This is a genomic window from Streptosporangium sp. G12, assembly GCF_052983175.1.
The window spans coordinates 115,173-138,170 of the sequence record NZ_JBRIQO010000015.1 but is presented as its reverse complement, the minus strand read 5'-3'; the positions used below and the strand labels follow the sequence as shown (position 1 = coordinate 138,170).

Below are 22,998 nucleotides of genomic sequence, written 5' to 3'. Positions count from 1 at the left end.
GGATGCTCTGCGGACGACCCGCCGCCTACGCATGGTGCAGCCGGTCACAAGCACACGACCGGCGTGCACGGCGTCGCCGACACTGCCGGGCCGCCCACCGGGGGGCGCCATGAAAACACCATGAAAACGATCATGGGCGGCGATCCGCCTGACCAGGCCGACATGATCGGACCGGCGCTGCCGGCTTGACACGGCCCGCGCGCCAGGTGATCGTCAGGGCCCGGCCTTCCCGGGTCACTCGCGAACCGCCCTCCACGGCAGGGAGACCCATGCCCGTACGGAAAGCCCCCCTCGCCTTGCCGGCGGCGCTCGCCGTCGCCGTGGCGATCGGGCCGGCAGCGGGTGGGGCGGCACCTGGACGACCGGCTCCCAGGACGTGGAGTCATTCCGGCCGCGGAGAACGCGACCATCCCGGCGGGCGGCTCGGTCACGGCCGGCTTCGTCGGTGTCGACGAGGGCGCCTACCCCTCGCCCGCGGTCTTCCGGATCAACGGCACCATCTGCACCACCCAATAGCACCCCCGGTCCGTCGTCCGGCGCCCCGGCGCCGGGCCGGAGCAGGGCAACGGGACGGCGATGCCCGCGTCGCGGGCGCCGCCGTGGGAGGGGCCGACCGGCGGACGTGCACGCACGAAGGACGGAGAGTGACGACATGACGGACACCACGGGCGGCTCCCCAGACGGCACTCGCCTGCCCCGGGTGACACGGCTCTCGGACCACGCGGCCCAGGCCCCCGCCTCCCGGGAACGGGGCGCCGCGGCCGCGGCTTCGGTGGCACACCGCCGCGGGCAGGGGAGCGCGGGCCGTGCTCCGGACGTGCCGCGCGACGCGGGAGGGAACGGCACGAGCGCGGTCCCGGCCGCCCCGGCACGCGGGCGGGGCCGGTCCGGACGCCTCGTCCGTGCCGTGACGGCCACCGCGCTCGCACCGGTCGCCGCCTTGGCCCTGGCCGCCCCCGCGGTCGCCGCACCCGGTACCGCCACCGGGGGCAAGGGACTGCGGTGGGAGGCGTGCGCCGGGGTGAGCACGCCGGACCTGCGATGCGCACGGGTCACCGTCCCCCTCGACCACCGCCGCCCGCGCGGCCGCACCATCTCCGTCGTCATCTCCCGGCTGCCCGCCACCGACCCGGCGCGGCGCCGGGGTGTTTTGCTCACCACCGGCGGCGGACCCGGTGGGCCGGGCGTCCCGCTGCCCGTGAGCCTCGCCCCGGCGCTGTCCGCCGAGGTCCGCGCCCGGTATGACCTGGTCGGGTTCGACATGAGATTCGTCGAGCGCAGCACGCCCATCGGCTGCGGGCAGCCCGAGGAGGAGCCCGGCGGGTTCTGGGTACGCCCCGCGACCCCCGGACGCTTCCCCGCCGAAGCCGCCGAGGCCCGGCGGTACGCCGAAGACTGCGTACGGGCCTCCGGCTGGGCCCTGCCGCACGCCACCACCGCGAACGCCGCCCGCGACATGGACCTCATCCGCGCGGCCCTCGGCGAGGAGAAGATCTCCTACCTGGGCGGCTCGTACGCGGGACTGCTCGGCACCGTCTACGGCACGCTGTTCCCGCACCGCGTGGACCGGTTCGTACTGGACAGCCCGGTGAACGCCGATACGATCTGGCGGCCCTACGAGATGGGCCGCACCCCTGCGTTCGAGGAGGGAACAGTGGCCCTCGCCGCCTGGGTCGCCGGGCGGCATTCCGAATACGGTCTGGGGGAGACCTCCGCACAGGTGCACGCCACGCTCACCGGGATCCTCGACCGGGCCACCCGAGCGCCCATCGTCATCGGCGGTCACGCCTGGACCGTCGGCGAGCTGGGTGCCCTGCTGGTGGCCGGGATCTACGACGAGCGCGCCTTCGGCGTCGTCGCCGCGGCCTTCGCCGCCGTCGCGGCCGGACGTGAGCCGTCCCTGCTATTCCCCATCCGCCCTCCGCGGCCCGAGGGCGTGCCCGGCGTGCCCGGCGACCACCACACCGCCACCAACATCGCCTACCGCTGCGCCGATGCCCCCTGGCCGCGCGACCCACGCGTCTACCTGCGCGACATCGCCTCCCAGCGGGACCGCCACCCGCTGTTCGGCCCGGTCAACGCCAACATCAACCCCTGCGCGTTCTGGCCGCCCGCCAAGGACGAACCGGTGCGGCTCGACGGCAACCGCGCGCCGGCCGCCCTGGTCGTCGCGGCCCTGCGGGACGTGGCGGTGCCGCCTTCTGTGAGCAGAGCCGTGGCCGCGCGCATCCGCGGGTCACGCCTGGTCACGATCGACGCCCACACCCACGCCCCGTTCCCGCACTACGGGAACGCTTGCCTCAACGCCACGGTCACCCACTACCTCACCACCGGTGAACTGCCGGCCACCGACACCGCCTGCTGACCCCGCCGCCCAGCGCAACGTCCGGCTCCACACCCCGAGGTACGGGCTGATCGAGATGCGGGCCAAGGCGATCGAGTTCCCCGAGCCGGACGGGTCGCCGAGGCCCGGGCACGCCTATCCCAAGCGGTTCACGGTCGACCACGTCAGGGGCTACCGTCCCGTCGCCACCGCCCGCCACCCGGACGCGGGCCGGAGGGACGGAAGCACGCGACGGCCCGGCGGCGGGAAACCGGCACCCGGGCCGCCGAGCACGCCGCCATCTTCAGGTCCGCCAGTCCTGGCGCATGGCCCAGGCGTGCAAGCTCGTCGGTCCGGTCCTGATCACCGTGGGGTCCGGGGCCGGAGGGGGTGGCGTTCCCGGCGGGGGTGGGGTGTAGGCGGCGGCGACGCCCGCGGCGGCCTCGGCTCCGACGTACGGGGCCAGCATCCGCTCGTACTCACCCGGCTCGACGCTCCGCCACCGCACCTCGTACCCCAGCGCGGCGGCGAGCTCGGCGGCGACCTGGTCGCCCGTCATCGCCTGGGGACCGGCCATGATCCGCAGGGACGGCGGTTGCGGCTCGGTGACCAGCGCGGCGATGGCGGCGGCCAGGTCGTCGAGCGCGAGCCAGGGCACCGGCAGCTCCGCGGGCAGCGGGTAGGCCACCTCCCCTGCGGCCACGCGCGCCAGTGACCAGGGGGCGGTCAGGTTCTCCATGTACGTGAACGCCGGACCGACGACGGTGGCGGTGCCGACGACGCCCGGCAGCTCGGCGGCCAGCAGCGCCCGCGCGTCCACGAACGGCACCCCGACGGGCTCGGCGACGGGCGGGCCACCGGTGTTGAACACCACCCGCGGCACCCCCGAGCCCTTGAGCGCGCCAAGCACCGCCTCGGCCTGCGGCACCGCCGCCTCGGCGGCGAAGACCAGCGGCAGCTGCACGACGACCGCGTCGGCCCCGGCGTAGGCGTCGGCCAGGGACGCGGGAAGGGACAGGTTCGCCAAGACCGGCTCGGCACCTGCGGGCAGGCCGGGCGCGGCGGTGTCGCGCACGGCGGCGCGCACGCGGTGACCCGCAGCGAGCAGGCGCCGGACCACGGGGCGCCCCTGGGCGCCGGTCGCTCCATGAACGACAACAGTTGATCTGTTCATGGAACGGCACATTAGTTTCCATTGTGAAGTAGTACCTAGAAGGAAATATAGTGTCCGCATGGAAACCAACGGCGGGGACGTGGCCTCCCGCCTGGCGACGGCGTCGCCGCGCGGCTGCGGCGTGGAGCGGACGCTCAGGGTCCTCGACGGCAAGTGGTCGACGCTGATCATCCGGGAACTGCTCAGCGGCCCAAAGCGGTTCGGGAAGCTGCGTACCGCTTTGGGTGACCCCAGCGCCAAGACGCTCACCGACCGGCTCCGCACCCTGGAGAACCAGGAGATCCTCACCCGCACGGTGCACGCGGAGGTGCCGCCGCGGGTCGTCTACGAGCTCACCGAGCAGGGCCGGAGCCTCAGCGGCATCCTGTACGCCATGCTCGCGTGGGGCGAAGAGCACCCGCTCGCCGGGGAGCCGCAACGACCGTGATCCCGGTTCCGGAAGCAGATCAGCCACCGGCTTCTGGAAACGCGCTCGAAGGCATGGCGCAGAACCCGCGCAGAGCTTCCGGAAACACGACTGTCGTGCCCGGTGACACCCCTGCTCGCGGCGATCCCGTCAACGGATGTGAGACTCCTCCCTGACGACCTTCACGATCTTCGGCAGGGCGACGGGACGCGCCCCCGCGTCCCACCGCCCGGCGACAGCTCGCTTCGCGCTGCTTCTCGCTGGACGTGACCTGGTTCCGGTGCTCCCACGGGCGGCCACGGGACAGGGGCAGCGGAGCCGACCCGGTTTGGTGGTCACCCGCGCGGGAGCCGGAGTTCGAACGCGGCGCCCGAGTCGGACGGCAGGGCTCGGGCGTGCCCATGGTGCGCGGCGGCGACAGCCGCGACGATGGCGAGCCCCAGGCCGGTGCCGGAGCGGCGGGTGGGGTCGGCGCGGTAGAAACGCTCGAAGGCGCGCACCGCCTGCACGGCGCTCAGCCCCGGACCTTCGTCGCGCACCTCGACGACCGCGTCGTCGCCCTCCGCCCGGACGGTCACCGTCGCCGCCGTGCCCGCCGGGGTGTGCGTACGTACATTGACCAGCAGGTTGTCCAGAGCCTGGCGCAGGCGCGTGCGGTCGCCGCGGATGAGGACGGGTCCGGTCGCCCGGAGGGCGAGAGGACGGCCGAGATCCACGGCCGCGGAGGCGGCGACGGCCTCGGCGGCGAGATCCGCGAGGTCGACCGGCTCGCGTTCCAGCGGGCGCCGCTCGTCGAGCTCGGCCAGCAGGAGGAGCTCGTGCACGAGGACGCCCATGTGCTCGGCCTCGGCCTCGATCCTGGCCATGGTCTTGGCCAGGTCACCGGGGCGGTTCGCGGCGCCCCGCCGGAACAGCTCCGCGTACCCCCGTACGGAGGCCACGGGCGTGCGCAGCTCATGCGAGGCGTCGGCGATGAAGCGGCGCAGCCGTTCCTCCGAGGCGGTGCGCTCGCGGAAGGCGGCCTCGATCTGGCCGAGCATCGCGTTCAGTGCCAGCCCGAGCCTGCCCGCCTCGGTATGCGGCTCGGCCGGCTCGACCCGCCGCGTGAGATCGCCGCCGCCGATGGCCTGGGCGGTCTCGGAGATGTCGTCCAGGGGGCGCAGCGCGTGGCGGATCGCTCGAAAGGCGACAAGGGCGAGCACGCAGAGCACGAGCAGCGTGATGGCCGCGAAGACGCCGGTCAGCCGCTTCGTGACGGTGTCGTACTCGGCCGTGCGGATCCCGCTGACCAGGATCCGGCCGTCCGGCAGCCAGGAGTGGCGAAGCCACCACTGGTCCTCGCTCGCGAAAGGGCCGCCCAGGTCGGGGGCGGCGTCCTCGCGTACGTAGACGGCCCCGTCCGGGTCGGCGGTGGTCGGGCGGCGGGGCGAGGTGGCGCCGATGTGCACGTCGGCGGAGAGAACAGTCCTGATCATGTTGCCGCGGGTGTCCCGTACCTGGAGAAGAACCGGGGTCGCCGCGGCGGAGAACAACCGGGCCGTCTCCTCGTCCGGCGAGCGGCCCTCGGCGAGGAACGGAGTGACGGCCGCGGCGAAGCGGTCGAGCCGGTCGCGGGCGCGTTCCGCGCCGGCGTCCCTGGTGATGCCCCACGTCACCAGAGGCACGCCGACGAGCCCCGTCGTCAGCAGGGCGAGCACGGTGAGGGTCAGGCGCGCCCGTAGCGACCGCGTGCGGATCACGACCGCGGCAGGCGCAGCATGTAGCCGACGCGCGGGACGTTGTGAATGAGCGGCGGGTCGCCGATCTTCCTGCGCAGGTAGCTCACGTATGTGTGGACGAGGCCCTCGCTGCCGCCGCTCTCGGACTCCCAGACGTGGTCGAGTATCTGCTGTTTGGTGAGCACCCGCCCGGCGTTGACCAGCAGGTAGCGCAGCAGCGTGTACTCCTTCGGACTCAGCCCGATCAGGCGGCCCTCGCGGCGTACCTCGCGGGGGCCGTCGTCGATCTCCAGGCCCGCGTAGGAGAGCCGGTCGGCGGACATCGTGCGGCGCAGGACGACATGGGTCCGCACGATCAGCTCCTCCAGACTGAACGGCTTGGTCAGGTAGTCGTCCCCACCCGACCTGAGACCGGCGATCCTGTCCTCGGTGCGGCCCATCGCGGTCAGGAAGATGATCGGGAACCGGTGTCCCAGCCGCCGCAGCCGCCGGCAGGTGTCCAGCCCGGAGCCGTCGGGCAGTCCGATGTCCAGGACGAGCAGGTCCGGCGCGTTTCCGGCCACCCGGGAGACCGCCTCGCCCCCCGATCCCGCGGCCTCCGCCTCGAAGCCCTCGTGACGCATGGCCATGACCACGAGGTCGGCGAGATGGGGGTCGTCGTCCACGACAAGGATGCGAGCGCTCATCCGGCCAGTCTGCCGTGGAGTTCTCAAGGAACTCTGTCACAGCGGAACTGAAGAGTGCGCTGCTGCACTGGGCGCATGAATCATCTAGACGACCGGTTCACCGCGCGGCTCGGACGGTTCGTGCTGCGGCACAAGCTGGTGGTGGTGCTGGCCTGGCTGACGGTCACGGTAGCGGGAGTGTTCGCGACCGTCGCCGTGGGCGACCGGCTGACGGAGGACTTCGCCCAGCCCGGACGACCCGGGTACGAGGCCAACCAGGCCATGCACCGGCTCTACGGAACCGGCGGCGACGACCCGCCCCTCGTCGTCGTCGTCACGTTGCCGGAGGGCGGCACGGCGGCCCGGCAGCGCGCGGAGATCGGCAGACTGTTCTCGGCCGCCGTCTCGGCCATGGGCGTGCGCGTCGTGTCGTACGCCGACACGGCCGACCCGCGATTCGTCGGCGACGACGGGCGGACCACGTACGGGCTGGTGTTCACCGAACCCACGCGCGGCATGAACGCCGACCTGAGCGAGCCGCTCGAGAAGGCGTTACAGCCGGCGTTGATGCCGGGCGCGACGCTGCGCGTCACCGGCATGGAGGCCTTGGCCGAAGCCGAGGCGAAGGGCATCGACGTGCTCGCCGAGACGCTCATCGGCGGGCTGGGGGCGCTGGTCGTGCTCGCATTCGTGTTCGGCTCGGTGCTCGCGCTGGTGCCCCTCCTGGTGGCGGCCGTGTCGATCCCCGTCACCTTCCTGGCGGTGTACGGCCTGACCGGCGTGACGGACGTGCACACGATCGTGCAATTCATCGTCTCCCTCGTGGGGCTGGGCGTGGCCATCGACTACTCGCTGCTGCTCATCACCCGCTGGCGGGAGGAGCGCGCGCTCGGGTACGAGGGCGAGGCGGCCGTCGAGCGCGCCATGGCGACGGCGGGCCGCTCCGTGGTGGTCAGCGGGGTCACCGTGGGCATCGGCCTGCTGGCCATGGTGGTCATCCCGGTGCCGTTCCTGCGCAGCGTCGGGTACGGCGGCATCCTGGTGCCGCTCGTCAGCGTGCCGGCCGTACTGACCCTGCTGCCCGTCCTGCTGGCCAAGGGCGGGGCGCGACTCGACTGGCCCCGCCGTCGGCTCCCCGCCGAAACCGGCCGGTGGCAGGCCTGGGCACGGGGCGTGGTCCGGTTCCGCTGGGCCGGGCTGGCCGCCTCCGGCGCGCTGCTCGCGGCGCTCGGCTGCGCGGCGTTCTCGCTTCAGCTCGGTCAGCCGGTAAGCGACTCCCTGCCCCGCACCGGCCCCGCCTACGAGGGGCTGTCCGAGCTGCGGCGGGCGGGCATTCCCTCCGGGGTGCTCACCCCGCTCGACGTGATCCTTCCCCCCGGCGACGATCCCGCCGTGCGGGCGGCGCGCCTGGCGGAGCTGCCCGGCGTGCGCACGGCGGTGGCCCCGCACGGCTGGCGGAGTGGCGGAACGTCGCTGATCACGGTCATCCCCTCGGACGAGACGGGCACGGAGGCGGGCCGGGCCACGATCGCCCGGGTCCGCGCGGCCGTACCCGCGGGCGCCCAGGTCTCGGGCGAGGGGCCGCAGAGCCTCGACTTCGTGGCCGCGGTCTACGGCGGCTTCCCCGCTGTGCTCGCACTCATCTCCGTCCTGACGTTCCTGCTGCTCGTGCGGGCTTTCCGCTCGCTGCTGCTGGCGGTCAAGGCGATCGTGCTCAACGTGCTCTCCCTCGGCGCCACCATGGGCGCGGTGGTGCTCGTCTGGCAGTACGGCTACGGCTCCGAGCCGATCTGGGGGCTGGCCGGCACGGGCTCCATCGCCGAGTTCATCCCGGTCATGATCTTCGCGTTCCTGTACGGGCTGTCGATGGACTACGAGGTGTTCATCCTGGCCAGGATGCGGGAGGCGTATGACCGGACCGGCTCCACCGACGAGGCGGTCGTCGAGGGCCTGGGGCGGACCGGACGGCTGGTCACCAGCGCGGCGCTGATTCTGTTCCTGGCGTTCGGGTCACTGGCGGCGGCCCCGCAGCCGGAGATCAAGATGTTCGCGACGGGGCTCGGGCTGGGCGTGCTGCTGGACGCGACCGTGATCAGGGCGCTGCTGTTGCCGGCGTTCGTCGCGGTGATGGGCCGATGGAACTGGTGGCTGCCCGGCCGCCCGGCCCTGCTCGTACGGGTGCTCGCCGGTCGGCGGCCGGACATTCCGGTCCCGGTTCGTATGCCTGGACCGCGGCCTGAGTCCGATCCCGCGGGGCAAGGTCGACGGATCCACGAGTAGGCCGGCGGCGCGGTGCCGGGCGTCGCCTGCGGTCCGTACGGCAGGACCTGGTGTCAGCAAGATCCAGCTGAGGCCGCTACAGCGCGCGAGACCCTGGCCACCCACGCCGACCTGGAAAGAGTGCGCCAGCGCCACGACGAGCAGACCCAGCGTCTGCGCGCCGATCTGGAGGCCGCCCGGCAGCACGCTGAGACCCGCGCCACCGAGCTGATCCGCCTCCAGCTGCACGAGGCCGCCCTAGGCAAAAGCGGCAAGGAAGTGAGTGGGAGTCGTCACAAAAGTGTCAGTGTAAAATTGTCACTTCGTGTCAATGCCCAGCTCAGAGGCTATTTCGACCCTTAATGAAGATCGTTTCGGACGATGATCAAAAGCTTCGTCGAGCTCTTCCTGACATACAGTGACGATTTCTGCTGACATGAAGTGACGAACCTGCTGGTCAAGGCCTGTGGATGTCTGCTTTATCGCAGCAGTTCGTCATCGGATGTCAGTGGATGTCATTCGGTGGGCCATGGTCACCGTCACCGTGACGGCCGGGGGCGGCAAGGCTAGCGGGGGAGAAGGTAGGGCCGTCGCCGACGATGGCACCCGCGTCCCAGCATCTGCTCCGTCGGCAACGACAAGATCATCACTCATCGGATCTACTACGACCAGCTGGAGCTGTACAGCCAGTTTGGTGGCGAACTCGTCTTCGGCGGTCCCTCACCGGCATAGCCCGGCGTGCGGTCGAACTCCGCATGCCGTAGGCGGGAGCCCTGCCTGGCAGGCGAGCAGGAAAACTGGTCGCCGACGTGTTGTGGACGCAACGGTCGCCCGAGTTCGGCGGTGAAGACGCAACCGCTGTCGCCGCTGTTGTAGCGGTGCAGGAAGTCTCCGAGGACATCGGTGCGTTCGTCATTGCCGGCGTAGGGCCGTAGGTGGGCCCATTCCCCTACCAGGCGCCCGACGGCATCGAATCGATTCGTTTAACTGTGAAAGTTCGACACCGGTCTGGATGGTCCTGAGCATGCTGATTCGATCTTGGAACCGTGTTCGAGGCGTCCCACGCAGCATGAAAATTACACGACGTCCAGGACCGCGTGATCTCATCGGGCCTGATGGGAACCAGACGGCCGAAGTGTCCGATCTCTGTGGAACCCTGATCATTGACAGGTAGGGGTTTGGGCCTTATCTGTGATGTTCGGCCATGCCGTCGAACCGATACGACGCTCCCATTGCGAGGAGACAGGATGCCCCCCTCAAGCCGTCGGCTTTCGCCGGCGAACGGCGACGGCCTGAACGGCCGGGCGGTGGCGCCCGCGGAGGGGCGGCCGGCCCCGGGAAGTGCCTCACGAACGGGATTCACCTGAAAGGATTACCGATGAAGCGGAGCGATCCCTCCTTTCGTCCTCGACGTAGGGCGAGGAGGTGGCCGGCTGTGGTGGCGGCCTTGCTGCTGGTCCCGTTGATCGGGCCTCAGCCGGCTGTGGCGGCACAGCGGTCCGCGTCGTCGGAGTCCACCGCGTCGGAGTCCACCGCGTCGGTCGCCGCCGCCGCTGGAGACCTCGACGGCTTCACCGCGGGCAATGCCGCGGTCGCCTCGGTCGATCTGGCCGGGACGTGGAGCTTCACTCCGGCGGGCCGGTCGACGACGTCGATCAAGGTGCCCGGAGGTGGCTGGTACAAGCAGGGTTTCACCGATGTGTCCCAGGCGGTGTACTCGCGTACGGTGACGGTGCCGGACTCGGGGCAGCCGCAGTCGGCGTGGATCGAGTTCGGCGCCGTGAACCACCAGGCGACCTTGTCGGTGGACGGCCGGGTGGTCGCGACGCAGACCACGGCCTTCACTCCCTCGAAGTTCGACATCAGCGCCTACGCCGCCCCGGGCACCACTCATACGATCAGCGTCGATGTGAAGGGCCGCGACGCGTTGAAGGCGTCCAACGGCCGGTACCTGGTGCCCGACGCCGCCGACTGGTCCGAGGCGGTCCCCCAGGGGATCTTCCGGTCGGCGTTCTTGCGGGTGTACCCGGAGGTGTACGTCAGCGACACATTCGTGCGGACGTCGGTGGCGAACAAGACGTTGAGCTACGACGTGTCGGTGCGTAACACGTCGGGCAGTTCCCGGTCGGTGACGTTGACCGGGTCGCTGTCGTCCGACAACGGAACGGCTTTCAGCTACCCGCAACTGCCCAGCCGAACGGTCACCGTGGCGGCCCGCTCGACCGCGACCGTGACCGTCGGGCCGGTCGCGTGGAACCTCGACAGCACCTCGTACTGGTGGCCCAACGTGCCGTACCGGTCGGGGTACCGGGCGCAGCTGCACCGGCTGGCGGTGAATGCCGCCACCGATGACGGGCACACCAGCGACGCCACGTACCGGTTCGGGTTCCGGGAGGCCACCCAGAACGGTGAGTACTACTACCTCAACGGCGTGCGCGTGAACTTCCGCGGCGACAACCTCCAGGGTGCCGACTACGACCGGGTCAACAACGGCGGCAAGGGCGACGCCTACGACACGCTGCCCGGATTCCTTCCGCCTTCGTCGGGCAACGGCGGCTGGCCGCAGGCGGTGGACAACTACCAGCGGCTGAACTTCAACGTGGTGCGCATCCACCAGGAGCCCGCCAGCCCGTACATGTTGGATGTCGCCGACGAGATGGGCCTGATGATCATCGGTGAGACCGCGATTCGCGGCTCCTCCGGCAAGCAGGATTGGATCGCCGGGCACGACAACATGGTCAACCACGCCCGTGCGCTGGTCCTGCGCGACCGCAACCACCCCGCGATCATCCGCTGGAGTCAGTCCAACGAGCCGAACCAGAGCGGCCAGGATTCCGAACAGTTCGAGAAGGACCTGTACACGGCGATGAACGGCGCCGACGGCACCCGGCCGATCATCACCGAGGTGGGCGTCAACGGGAATGTCAACGGCTATCCCGGGATGACGTACGCCAACTTCGCGGTGATCCCGCACTACGTCGACGGCTTCGCCAGGTACGGGGAGCGCCTGATCACCGTGAACGGGCGGCCCGACGGCGAGGGCGAGTACATCTGGCCGGCATGCAACACCAAGCAGGGCTTCGAGTGGTTCGCCACGGCAACCTTGGCCAAGCGCGGCAAGGACGCCAGCGACCTGCGTCCGTACACGCTGCTGTCCGCCTGGGCCAGCGTCGTGCCCGGAGTGCGGACCACCGACTTCGTCCCGGAGGAGGGCGGTCGCCCTGTCTACGGCGCGGACAACCTCCCGAACCCCTGGAGCAACCCGCAGTTCCAGCGCGTGCAGGCGGCGTTCAACCCGGTGGCAGCGGTCGACCTGCCGTACTGGTCGGCCTCCGGCGTCTCGGACGCGAACGGCACCTTCCCGCTGCCGCAGGCCGTGCCCACCTACGCCCGGAACGCCACGGTCACCCGCAACATCACCGTCTTCAACGACGACTTCGCCGACACTTCGGTGGGCTTCACCTGGACGGCGCGGCTCGACGCGCCGGACGGCGCGGTCGTCGCGTCCGGAAGCACGACCCTGACCGTCCCGCTCGGCTCGCGGGTCACCCAGCCGGTCACCTTCACCACCCCGGCGAGCGGCTCACGGGTGTACCTGGTACTGACGACCACCAAGTCGGGCACCACGACGTTCAGCGACGCGGTCGAGTACTTCAACCTCGGCGCAAGCGGACCCGCGCCGGGCAACTACCGCATCGTCAACCGCAACAGCGGCAAGCCGCTCGCTGTCGCGGGCAACTCCACCGCGGACGGCGCCAAGGTGATCCAGCAGAGCGGCACCGCCACCTGGACCATCGCCACGGCCTCCGACGGCTCCTACACCCTCAAGTACGTCCCGAGTGGAAAGATGCTCGACGTCAACGCCGGCAGCAGCACGGCCGGGCTGCAACTGCAGCAGTGGACGGCCAACGGCGGCACCAACCAGAGGTGGTATCTGCGATCCACCGGCAACGGCTACTACACCATCGTCAGCCACAGCAGCGGACTGGTGGCGGACGTCTCCGGTGCGGCGACGAACGACGGGGCGCAGGTCGTGCAGTGGGCCGCCAACGGCGGGACCAACCAGCAATGGCAACTGAACCCGGCCTGACCGGACAACCCGGTTCTCGCCTGCTGCCGCGGCGTTGACCGCTACCCCTGGCCGCTCGGCCCTGCGGCCAGGGGCGGCGGCGAGATGTCAACTCCGAACGTCGGCAAGCGACCACCACCGAGCACCTTGTCTCCGCTCCCATCGGTACGGGCCGGCAGACCACCGCAGTGAACGCATCGAACCGCCTCGCTCGCGAGCGGTAGGCACTCGTCATTGATCGAACCCCCATGGGGGTTCGATCAATGACGGCTCAATGGACCCCCACGCTGATGGAGGTTCCGCAACCATCGGCCAGCTCCTACAACCATGAGGAGCTTGTTCGCACAGCTCAGGGGCCTGTCAATCCCCCGAAATCGTGGAGGGCTCCGTTATGCGGCTTGAGTCATCCTGGCTTCGGCCATGAAGCGTTCGTAGTCGATGGGTGACATGCCGTCGCAGGCGCTGTGCCTGCGACGCAGGTTGTAGAAGTCGACGATCCAGGTGGAGATCTTCAGTCGGGCTTCGTGGCGGGTGGCGAAGCGGTGCCGGTGGATGTACTCGACCTTGATGGTGGAGTTGAAGGCCTCGGCGGCGGCGTTGTCGAGAGCGGAGCCGACTCGCGCCCAGCTCACCTCGGCGTCGGTCGGCGAGAAGCTCTCCACCAGCTCCCGGCCCGAGACCACTCGGGCGAAGCGTGGATAGGCGGTCCGGTCGATCGAGGTCACCAGCAACCTCCAGACCATCATCAACAAGACGAAGTCCACCCTAACGATCAGTCGTCAGACCGCGGTGTGTTTCCGTCGTATTCCGGCCGTGCCCCTTTCGCGGTGCCGCGCTGCGGCGGGAGGCTCCCCAGCGACGCCCATGACGCGCTCGTCGGCCCGGTCGGGGACTGGGCCGCCAACCGAGCCGGGAGATGTCCACTCACCTCTCCCAGCCGGTCCAGTCGCGGCCGACTGCGCCACACTCCCGTCCCAGGGGTGGTAACCCCTGCCCGGTGGGCTCGTCGAACAGACCGGCCGGGCGCTGCTGTGCCCGGTAGGCTCCCCAGGTTGCTGTAGAGACCAGGGAGGCCGTCGTGACGCACGGGGTGCAGGAGATCGAGGTCAAATACCGGGTGGGTGACCTGGCGGCATTGGAGGACGCTCTCGCGCAGCAGGGGGCGCTGCTGTCGGCTCCCGTGCACCAGGACGATCAGGCCTACGCCGAGGACGGGTGGACCTACGCCCTGCCAAAGGTCGGCCGGTCGTTCGCCCGGCTGCGTACCCAGGGCGGTCGGCACCTGTTCACGGTGAAGCGGCCGCTGGACAATTCGATGGCGTGCCTGGAGCACGAAACCGTGGTCGCTGACCGCGAGCAGATGCACCACGCCATCACCCTCATGGGCTTTCACCCCACGGTCCGGATCGTGAAGACCCGCCGCATCGCGGCGTTGGGGGACATGACGATCTGTGTTGACGAGGTGCAGCACGCCGGGGTCTTCGTGGAGATCGAGCGCACGGTGAGCGGGCAGGAGTCCGGCACCGTCGTGCAGGCCGAGCTGGATGACTTCGCGCGAGGGCTCGGCGTCGCCCTGGAGCGGATGACCGACACCTACGACTCGCTGGTGCGCGCCGCGCTGGCCCCGGCTTAGAACAGCGGCGGTTCGCCGGATCCGACCGGGTCTGTACACGGCAGGGTGGCCGCTTTCACGTCCACGGCCAGCCGGACAGTCGCATGATCGGTCAGCTTCGCTTCTCTGGTCGCGTGCAGGTACGTACACGAGCGCACGAGGTGGGCCAGGGCCGGGCCGACGTGGAAGTAGTCGTAGCGGTAGCCGTTCAGCCCGATCGGCTGGACGGAGTTCGACAGGCTCATCTGGAGAGCAGATCTCGATCGAGGCGGGGCGTTCCGACGGTCCACGAGAACGGCTTCCCCTGTTCCGCCGTCACCTCCTCCCGTGCTGCTCCTGGAACGACGCGTGTTCCTCAAGGCCGTAACCGGCTTCCCCGGGCATGCGGACCCCGGGCTTCATCCTGCGGGACCCGTACGTACCTGTCGCCGCCCGGCGAGGGCCACCCGAGGGGCGCTTCCAGGATCGCCAGCTCCCCCAGGCCGGCCCCTGGTCCGACTCCCCGGTCCGAATCCGGGCTCCGCACACCTGCCCACGCCGACGCCCGACGCCCGTCGCCCGTCGCCCTGAGATGCCGACCAACCGATGTCCGTCGCCCTGAGATGCCGACCAACCGGCGCCGTGAACGCGCCCGGATCCGCAGCGAGAGGGCATCCACCGAGGCGAACGCCCTCTCACATCCGAGCCTGGCCGCCGACTCGGCCGACGTTTCCGCTCACAGCACCGGCGAACGCCCTGTCATCCGAGGTGACGGGCTCCTTTACGGGTCCGGCTCCCGCGACGCCCCTGCGGTCGCGATGGTCAGGCGGCCTGCCCGCGGGCGACGTAGAGCTTCATGTCGGTGAAGTCGAGGGTGATGGTGTTGGGCTTGTGGAAGCTGTGGAAGAAGACGGCCGGCACGTTGAACCCGTCGGGGGCGAGCGGCGCGTCCGGGTTCGTGAAGCAGTAGATGTCGTCGGCGGCGACGTCGCCGAGGCGCATCTCCTTCGGGTAGCAGGGGTAGGCGACGGCCGGGTGACTGCCGGCAAACGTCTCGACCGGGCGGTCGCGGTCGACGCGGACCTGCAACTGCTTGGCCGTTTCCTTTTTCACGATTCCGGCGACCTCGCTGTGTCCGCCGAAGAGCACGCCCACCACCCCTGTGCCGGAGCCGGCGGCACCGGCGATGCTGCCCCTGCTGTGGAGCCCGTGCTCGCGGGCCATCCACATCGGCAAGGGATCGGCACCTGCCTGTTTGGCGGCGGCGCGCGCCTTACCGGCCGTTTCGGGGGTCCGACGCCGCAGAATCAGCTGCCGGCCCGCGTAGTCGAAGGTGGTCAGCAGGTGGTAGAAGACCCACATGCCGATCATGCCGTCGTTGTCGGTGCTGACATCTCCGCCCGACTCCGTCGTCGACCAGCTCACGGGGACGTTGCGCAGTTCGATGCCGCCCAGCCTGAACGAGTCCAGAACCCCGTGGTGTGCCCATACGACGCCGTCCAGGAAATCCATCTTCTCGCTGACGACGAGGCTCAGACCGGCCTCCTTGGCCACCTTCGCCGACACCTGCAGCGACGGGGCGCCGGTGTAGAACGTGAAGCGCTTCGTCGATCCGCCGTTGATCGAGGCCTCCACCAGCGGCTCCGGGTCCATCTGCTTCCAGGGCAGCTGCGCGGTGCCGCCGTGGACCTGGTACGGCTTGCCGGAGAACGCCGCGAACCATTTGGCGTAGGTCTCCTCGCCGGCGACTCGCCAGTGCGGTGCCGAAAGGGAGAGCTTGTCCTGCCGGATGTAGCAGTCGGCCAGGAGCCGGTTGGCCTGCTTGTCTCCGGGTGCCAGCTCGACGGCCATCTTGAGATACCTCTCGGCGTCGGGGAACCGGTTTGCCAGCAGCCCCACGTAGCCGCGCTGGCGAGCCGCGTGCACGTTCCCGGGGTCCTTTCTCAGGATCTCCTCGTACGCGCGACCGGCCTGCTCGAACCTCCCGGCCTTGAACAACGCGTCCGCGTCACCGCCACCGGCTTTGAACAACCCGTCCGTGTCACCGACGCCGGCCACCGCCGTGGCCGCCTTGTCGAGCAGCGGCACCGTCGCGGCCGCACCGGCCAGCACGGCGGCACCCCGCAACAGCGAACGCCGGTCCCATTGCCTGTCATCAGTCATGCCTTCTCCTATTCTTGATCATCTTCGCCGTGACGTTCCGCCCGGCGGACGGGCACAGCGGCTCCGGCCGGTCCACCTCGCCCTACTTGACCCGGCCGGTTCGGCTCGCCCCGCTTGACGAGGACGACGCCGAGTCGCCGGGCCCACCCGGGCCGCACCGCATCGGCCCCATCCAGGCGACCCTGGATCGGTGGCCGCGCTCCGGGCCGGGACCGCCTGGACGGCCGATCCGTCCGGCTTCGACCAGCCAACCGGTACGGCCACCGTGCCGCGGTCCGCCTCCGGCTCGCCCGGACATACGGCCTGCTCGGAGGCTTGCCCGGACGTCCGGCGCCCGGACATACGGCCTGCCCGGGCACGGCGTCCCGCCCACGTTCTCGTCCGCGGTGAACAGTTCGGGTCAAGACCGGCTCAAGGCCCTCCCCACGGCCTGGTCGTTTCTGATCGACAACACTCACGACACGCCGCCGGGTCTCGCCGCACCCTCGATGACCGGCCCGCGGCTCGCCCGTCGACGCCACCCACTGTCTCCGAGCCGTGTCCACGCCCCGTCCGTGCCGTGTCATGGTCGTGTCACGGCCGCGTCGGCGGCCGTCGAGAGACCACGGGATGCCGCAGCCGACGCGCACACCCGGCACCGATCATGGTCGGTGACGAACGAGCCAGGCCCCCTTTCACCGTCGAGGCCGGAAAGCGCGCCGCGCTCTTCTCGGCTTCACAGAAGCGGCAGCCGTACAGGTGCAGGCGATCGATACCGATTGATCTCCAGGTCTCTGACCCTTCGCAGAATTCACGTTCCTGTACGACCAGGGCCGCCGCCGCACAGCATTCCTCGCCCGTGGTGAGATACGGCGTGGCCTTTCGTTGAACCGGCGTCGAGTGACTCTCTCGAGATTGGCTTTGAGCCAAGATGAACTGAGTACCCTGATCCGGGAGGGTGCATGATCGTATTCGCGTGTACGGGCTGTGATGCCTCGCTGACCTTGCCCGTGTCGCGGGTCGTGCTCCCCGCTCACGCCCATCAGAGGTACGGCAACGAACTCCTGCCCGTGCTCATGGAGCCTGGGACTTAGACCGTGTCCTATGTGGTGAGTCGGACGAGCCGCTTGTAGCAGCACAGAGCAGCAGCGAGGCCGAGAAGGGCCGGATAGTTGCCGGAGTAGCGTTCGTAGCGGATGGTGAGTCGTCGATAGCCGGTCAGCCAGGACATGGTCCGTTCGATCACCCAGCGATGCCGGCCTAATCGCTGGCTGGACTCGATGCCCTTGCGTGCGATACGGACGGCGATGCGCTTGCCGCGCAGCCATCGGCGCAGGTCATCGCGGTCATAGGCCTTGTCCGCGTGGAGCTTGCCAGGCTTGATGGGACGGCCCTGACGAGGGTCGCTACAACGCCGGGAACGGCGTAGGGGACGAAGAACAGGAGTCGCAGGGCTTTGGGTGCTCGGATGCGGCTGCTGTCGAGGGCGAGGGCGAAGAACAGGGCCAGACCGAGCATGATCGGCACTTGGATGACCAGGAAGATGGCCATCCGTCCGAGTCCACCGAGGAACGACGGGTCGGTGAAGGCACGTAGATAGTTGGCGAGCCAGGCGAACTCCTCACCGCCGACCAGCTGAGTGCGGAAGAAGCTCAGGTACGCCGAGTAGGCCAACGGCACGATGAGCATCGCCGTGAAGATGATGAGGAACGGCAGGACGAGGATGTAGGCGGCGCGGTGCTGCCTGCGGGTCGTCGTCGCGTGGGCGTTCCGTCGCGGTGCCGTGCCGGCGCTGACGGTCATATGGGCTCCTGTTCCCGAGGCTCTCGAGTGGCGAGTCGGGTGCTCGCTCCGATCTGGTGGGGCGACGCCGGGAGGTGCGTCGCCCCCCTTCCAGGGCGCTCACTGCTGGACGGTGAAGCCCTGCTGCTTGGCGTAGCCGACGAGCTTGTCCTGCCACTGATCAGCCGCTGCCGACAGGTCGCCCTTGTTCGTCATGGCGTTGCCGACCGTGGTGTTGAACTCGCTGTAGGCGTAATCCATGAACGGCAGCCACTGGACCTTCGTGTTGACCGTCGGGGATATCTGCGCGAACAGTTCGTTGACCTTCTGCCCGCCGAAGAAGTCAGAGGTCGCGTCGGTGAACGACGCGTCGCTGAGCATGGAGTTCATCGTCGGGAACAGGTTCTGCCGCTCGTTCAGCATCTTGGTCGAGGTCGGGTCGGTATTGATGAACTTCGCCAGCTCGTAGGCGGCGATGGAGTTCTTCGTGGTCGACAGGACCGCGTTGGTGGAACCGCCCCAGTTGCCGGAGGCGTTGTCGCCGGAGTTCCACTGGAGCAGCGGGGCGGCGGACCACTTGCCGGCGGTCTCCTTGACGGTGCCCTGGAGGAACAGCGGGCCCCAGGCCGCGGTCAGCCATCCGGCATACTTGTCGTTGGAGAACCCCTGGTACCACTGGTCGTTGAAGTCCGGGTCGGTGGAGACCAGATCCTGCTGGATGAGGTTCTGCCAGTAGCTGTAGACCTTCTTGGCCTCGACGCTGTTGACGTCGATGGTCACGGTCTTCTTGCCGTCGAAGCCGAACGGCTGGGCCCCGGCCTGCCACAGCAGTCCAACCATGCCAGAGGGCTCGTTGGAGGCGATGTCGCTGATGTAGGAGCCGGTCTTTTCCTTGACGATCTTCGCGTCGGCCGCGTATTCATCCCACGTCTTCGGCGAGGAAGTGATGCCGACCTTCTTCATGATGTCCGAGCGGTAGAGGTTGCCCATCGGCCCGGCGTCCTGCGGCACCGCGTAGACACTGCCGTCCAGGGAGATCTGGTTCCAGATCCACTCGGGGTAGTTGCTCTTCAGGTCGCCGGCGCCGTAGGGCGTCAGGTTCAGCAGTGACTTGGTGATCGTGAAGGACGGGATGTACTGGTACTCGACCTGCGCCACGTCGGGAGCGCCGTTTCCGGACTTCAGCGCGGTGCGCAGCTTCTGGTACTAGTCCAGGCCCTGGCCGACGTTCTCGATGTTGATCTTGATCTTCGGGTACTTCTGCTCGAACGGCTTGACCTCGTCGTCGACGTTCGACACCCAGGTCCAGAAGGTGAGCGTCGTCGGTGTGTTCATCGCCTTGTCGATCTCGGCCTGGCTGGCCTTGCGGCTGCTGGGAGCAGGACTGCCGCCGTTGTCCGAGGAAGAGCAGCCGGCGAGGGCCAGCGCGGTAACCGCCACGCTCGCTGCGAATGCCGTTGCTCGCTTTGTCGCTTTCAGTATTTGTGTTCTTCTTCTCGTGGGTGATGGTGTCGGAGCTTCGTTGACCTGGGCGGACTCAGCCGTCGAGCAGGATCCGCGTGGACCATGCGGGGATGGAGAGGGCGGCCCCGGCCTCGTGGGCGGTGCCGGCCACCGGGTCGGTGGTGGGCCGGAGGATCGTGACGGAGGTCTCGTCCCAGCTCCAGTTGAAAAGGAACCAGGCACGTCTGCCGTCCGGAAGGGTCCCCGACGAGATCGTGACGGGCAGTGCGCGCGACGGGGCGAGCTCGTCGGCGACCGCCGCCGGTAGCGCCCAGGCGATCACTGCCGCAGACAGGGTCGGGTCCGGGACGGTTCCGACCGTGGTGATGCGACCAGACCCGTGGGCTCGTGTCACTGCGGCAGGGAAGGCGCCGAAGCGCGGGTGGATGTATTCGGCGATCGGTTCGGCCTCCTCCGGGATGAGGCCGTCGATCCAGCAGGTGGCCGCCGCGGTCGCGGGGGAAGAAAAATCACCGCGGCCGGTGACCGGGATCGGCTCATCGATGTTGGAGAATTCCTCGTAGTGCACTCCGGCGGGCTCTCGCAGGACCGCGGGGGCAACATCGACGCGCGCGCGGGCCTCGTGGTCGCCGTAGCCGGTGCGGATGCCGATGATGAGGTGCCCGCCGGCTGCCGCATAGTCGCGCAGCAGTTCAAGCTCGCGGTCGGCCGCCACATAGAAGGCGGGTGCGATCAGCACCGGGTAACGCTTCGCCAGCTCGGCTGCACCGAGTTCGACGGCCTGCTGGGCGTGCAGGATGCGCGCCTGCGCGCCCGCATCGATGACGCCGCGGTGGAAGGCGTCGAAGATGCGCTCGTAGGATGCCGGGTCGGGGCGGCCGGCCACGCTCAGCGGCGGGAAGAACTGGAATGCCCACCGCGTGTCGTTCGACCACAGCAATGCCACGTCACCGTCGGGCTCGAAACCGTCCAGAGCGTCGCCGATCTTCTCGAGCGCGGCACCGATGGCGGACACTTCCTGGTACACACGACCCGGCTGCAAGGAGTGCGGGAGCACACCACCCCAGTAGGTCTCCGTCCCGTAGGGAATGGTGTGCCAATGCCAGTATTCGATCATGGCGGCGCCGCGGCTGATGAGGGCGAAGGCCGCCTGCTGCAGCTGACCAGGCCACGGGGGCAGGTTGTTGGCGCTGCCGTCGATGCTCTGCGCGTTCGTCTCGGTGACCAGGAAGCGTTCCTGCCGCGAGGAGAACAGGCGGTCGGCCTGCCGGAACAAGCCGGCGACGCCCGTGGTGGTCCATTCCGTCTGCGGGGCCAGTTCCTTGGTCACATCCAGGTGGTCCTGCATGGAGTAGTAGGGGTTGCCGGCGGTCACACTGAGCGCTGCGGAGAGCTTCAGGTCGTCGTGCGCCTTGCGCGGGTAGTTGATGCAGGTGGTCACGAACTGGTCCTCGTGCGCGTACTCACGCACAATGTCGGACTGCCACGAGATGAACTCGGTGGTCAGTTCCGACTGGTACCGCCGCCAGGCCAGGTCGTACTGCGGCAGGCTGTTGCCGTCGGGGCGCCACAGCTCGGACCAGTCGGCGATCCGGTGGGACCAGTACGTCAGGCCCCACTCCCGGTTGAGCGTGTCCACATCGCCGTACTGCACCTTCAGCCGGCGCACGAAGCGGATGAACGCCCCGCGGTTGTGAAACAGCTCCAGGCCCGGCTCATTGTCGACCTGGTAGCCGATGACGCTCGGGTGGTCGGCGTAGCGGCCCACCACCTTGCGGATCACTCGCTCCGCGTGGAACAGGAACGCCGGATGCGAGTAGTCGACCTCTTGACGGGCCCCCCAAGGAATCGAATTCCCTGTCGCTCGCTCGGCGGCGATCTCGGGGTAGGCCTGCTGAAGCCACGGCGGCACGGCGTAGGTGGGCGTGCCCAGGATGACCTTGATGCCGCGTTCATAGGCACTGTCCAGCACCGGTAGCAGCCACTCCAGCTCGAAGCGCCCTTCTTCCGGCTCCCAGCTCGACCAGACCGACTCGCCCACCCGGATCACTGTGAACCCGGCCTGCTTCATCAGGTCCAGGTCCTGCTTGACCCGGTCGCTGAGGTGGTACTCGGCGTAGTACGCGGCGCCGAAGAGAACACCGGTCGGCCGATAGGGCGACACAAGACTCACGCAAGGACTCCGTTGTTTGTTGAAGAAGATGCCCGGCGGCACCTCTCACTGGCGGCTGACGGGCACGCTACCTCTAATTCGTTACCGGTAACAATATTGCGCGACAGATTCGTTATCGGTAACGAATTGAGGGTCTAGCCTCTCCGAACCGGGCCACTGGAGGCGCGTTCGACCAGCTCAGCGGTCATGATTCCGGGCGGTAACGAACGCCCCTCGATCTGGGCGATGAGGCGGAGGAACGCATCACGGCCTTGCTCCTCAAAGTCCAGGCGGACCGTCGTCAGCGGCGGAGAGAGATACGCGGCCTCAGGGATGTCGTCAAAGCCGGTGATAGAGACATCCCCGGGGACGTGTAAGCCCATAGAGGACAGGGCGAGGATCGCCCCCAGGGCCATTTGGTCGTTGGCGGCAACCACAGCGGTGACGCCGAGCCTCGATGGAATCTTCAGTGCCGCCTCATAGCCGCTGGCCGCCGACCAGTCACCGTAGGCGGTACCGAGCGACGTGATTCCGTACCGACGCAGCGAACGCTCGTACGCCAGCTCACGGTTGCGGGCGGCCACCCAGGTACGGGGGCCGGCGATGTGGAAGAAACAGCGATGGCCGATTCTGACAAGATGGTCGACGACCTGATCCAGTCCTCGCGCGTTGCGTTGAGCCGGGTGCTCCCCCATGGCGTCGTCCTCTTCGGCACCGATGAAGGCCGGGACGCGGAAGTCGGCGTGGGCGAACGCGGCGATCATCTCGTCGGTGGAGGCCAACGCAAGTATTCCCGCGATGTCTTCCCCATTGACCTGACGGATCGCCTCGTCGATGGCGGACCGATCGCTGACATCCAGAGTGATGATGTCCAACAGGTAGCCCGCCTGACGGGCCTCGGCACCAGCCCCCTGGAGGATTCGACCGGGGCCGACCTGGCCGATTTCCTGGGTGAGGATCGCGATCCGGTGCGACTTGTTGGTGGCCAGCCAGCGAGCAGCCAAGTTAGGGCGATACCCAAGTTCCTCGAGCGCCTGCAGAACGCGCTCACGGTTCTTCGGACGAACCCCCTCACCTTTCATCAGACGGCTCACGGTCTGATGCGAAACGCCAGCAACCTTGGCAACGTCGTAGATCGTCGGGGAACGCCCATCGCTCGCTCTCGCCGTCGACGCGCCCAACTTGGCGCTCTCGCTGCTCATCCCGACCTCCAGTTTGGTCCGCTCACAGTAGGCCGCCCAACATCGACCCAG

Annotated in this window: 16 protein-coding genes and 1 pseudogene; 6 read left to right on the top strand and 11 right to left on the bottom strand. The window is 69.0% G+C overall.

Translation table 11 applies throughout. The features are described 5' to 3' along the window. Positions 1–342 precede the first annotated feature (342 nt). Both ACVCAG_RS23325 and ACVCAG_RS23320 read left to right on the top strand, forming a co-directional pair. Positions 343–516: a cellulose binding domain-containing protein gene (locus ACVCAG_RS23325; RefSeq protein ID WP_440085934.1), complete on the top strand. Its 174-nt coding sequence runs from the start codon at positions 343–345 to the stop codon at positions 514–516. 136 nt (positions 517–652) lie between these two features. After that, positions 653–2,365, top strand: coding sequence for an alpha/beta fold hydrolase (locus ACVCAG_RS23320; RefSeq protein ID WP_447190277.1), 1,713 nt, complete (start codon positions 653–655; stop codon positions 2,363–2,365). Positions 2,366–2,627: 262 nt separating this feature from the next. On the opposite strand, the gene ACVCAG_RS23315 is transcribed toward ACVCAG_RS23320, so the two are convergent. Beyond that, the gene (locus ACVCAG_RS23315) at positions 2,628–3,497 is read right to left on the bottom strand and encodes an NmrA family NAD(P)-binding protein (protein ID WP_447190276.1); all 870 of its coding nucleotides are present in this window, start codon (positions 3,495–3,497) and stop codon (positions 2,628–2,630) included. Positions 3,498–3,555: 58 nt separating this feature from the next. Between ACVCAG_RS23315 and ACVCAG_RS23310 the strand changes: the two genes are divergently transcribed. Continuing rightward, positions 3,556–3,924 (top strand): winged helix-turn-helix transcriptional regulator, encoded by a 369-nt coding sequence (locus tag ACVCAG_RS23310; RefSeq protein ID WP_440085938.1) that lies wholly within the window; start codon positions 3,556–3,558, stop codon positions 3,922–3,924. A 314-nt stretch (positions 3,925–4,238) separates the two neighbouring features. Here the strand turns inward: ACVCAG_RS23310 and ACVCAG_RS23305 are convergent, their stop codons facing one another. Both ACVCAG_RS23305 and ACVCAG_RS23300 read right to left on the bottom strand, forming a co-directional pair. Next, complete coding sequence (locus tag ACVCAG_RS23305) at positions 4,239–5,642, bottom strand: sensor histidine kinase (protein ID WP_447190275.1); 1,404 nt, start codon at positions 5,640–5,642, stop codon at positions 4,239–4,241. Further along, entirely contained in the window at positions 5,639–6,307 is a 669-nt protein-coding gene (locus ACVCAG_RS23300; protein WP_440085940.1) for a response regulator, read from the bottom strand. Before ACVCAG_RS23300 ends, ACVCAG_RS23305 begins: the two co-directional genes overlap by 4 nt. A 75-nt stretch (positions 6,308–6,382) precedes the next feature. Between ACVCAG_RS23300 and ACVCAG_RS23295 the strand changes: the two genes are divergently transcribed. Both ACVCAG_RS23295 and ACVCAG_RS23290 read left to right on the top strand, forming a co-directional pair. Then, complete coding sequence (locus ACVCAG_RS23295; protein ID WP_447190274.1) at positions 6,383–8,566, top strand: MMPL family transporter; 2,184 nt, start codon at positions 6,383–6,385, stop codon at positions 8,564–8,566. Between the two features lie 1,414 nt (positions 8,567–9,980). Beyond that, positions 9,981–12,635 carry an RICIN domain-containing protein gene (locus ACVCAG_RS23290; protein ID WP_447190273.1) on the top strand — a complete coding sequence of 885 codons (2,655 nt, stop codon included), beginning with the start codon at positions 9,981–9,983 and terminating at the stop codon, positions 12,633–12,635. 368 nt (positions 12,636–13,003) lie between these two features. Here the strand turns inward: ACVCAG_RS23290 and ACVCAG_RS23285 are convergent, their stop codons facing one another. After that, positions 13,004–13,378, bottom strand: coding sequence for an integrase core domain-containing protein (locus ACVCAG_RS23285; protein ID WP_440085943.1), 375 nt, complete (start codon positions 13,376–13,378; stop codon positions 13,004–13,006). A gap of 314 nt (positions 13,379–13,692) precedes the next feature. On the opposite strand from ACVCAG_RS23285, the gene cyaB reads away from it, so the two are divergent. After that, complete coding sequence (gene cyaB / locus ACVCAG_RS23280) at positions 13,693–14,247, top strand: class IV adenylate cyclase (RefSeq protein WP_440085944.1); 555 nt, start codon at positions 13,693–13,695, stop codon at positions 14,245–14,247. On the opposite strand, the gene ACVCAG_RS23275 is transcribed toward cyaB, so the two are convergent. The 7 genes and pseudogenes from ACVCAG_RS23275 to ACVCAG_RS23245 form a co-directional block, all read right to left on the bottom strand. Then, on the bottom strand, positions 14,244–14,471 hold the full coding sequence (locus ACVCAG_RS23275) for a hypothetical protein (RefSeq protein WP_447190272.1): 228 nt from the start codon (positions 14,469–14,471) through the stop codon (positions 14,244–14,246). The two genes, cyaB and ACVCAG_RS23275, sit on opposite strands and share 4 nt — an antisense overlap. A 556-nt stretch (positions 14,472–15,027) precedes the next feature. Then, the gene (locus tag ACVCAG_RS23270; protein ID WP_447190271.1) at positions 15,028–16,368 is read right to left on the bottom strand and encodes an aspartyl protease family protein; all 1,341 of its coding nucleotides are present in this window, start codon (positions 16,366–16,368) and stop codon (positions 15,028–15,030) included. Positions 16,369–17,449: 1,081 nt separating this feature from the next. Further along, a pseudogene (locus tag ACVCAG_RS23265) lies at positions 17,450–17,779 on the bottom strand (transposase); the annotation flags it as partial. A gap of 470 nt (positions 17,780–18,249) precedes the next feature. After that, positions 18,250–19,326 carry an extracellular solute-binding protein gene (locus ACVCAG_RS23260; protein WP_440086067.1) on the bottom strand — a complete coding sequence of 359 codons (1,077 nt, stop codon included), beginning with the start codon at positions 19,324–19,326 and terminating at the stop codon, positions 18,250–18,252. A gap of 9 nt (positions 19,327–19,335) precedes the next feature. Then, positions 19,336–19,569, bottom strand: coding sequence for a hypothetical protein (locus tag ACVCAG_RS23255; protein ID WP_440085947.1), 234 nt, complete (start codon positions 19,567–19,569; stop codon positions 19,336–19,338). Positions 19,570–19,666: 97 nt separating this feature from the next. Continuing rightward, a complete protein-coding gene (locus ACVCAG_RS23250) occupies positions 19,667–21,766 on the bottom strand; it encodes a beta-galactosidase (RefSeq protein ID WP_440085949.1) in 2,100 nt (699 codons plus the stop codon). A gap of 134 nt (positions 21,767–21,900) precedes the next feature. Next, the gene (locus ACVCAG_RS23245) at positions 21,901–22,947 is read right to left on the bottom strand and encodes a substrate-binding domain-containing protein (protein ID WP_440085951.1); all 1,047 of its coding nucleotides are present in this window, start codon (positions 22,945–22,947) and stop codon (positions 21,901–21,903) included. Positions 22,948–22,998 lie beyond the last annotated feature (51 nt).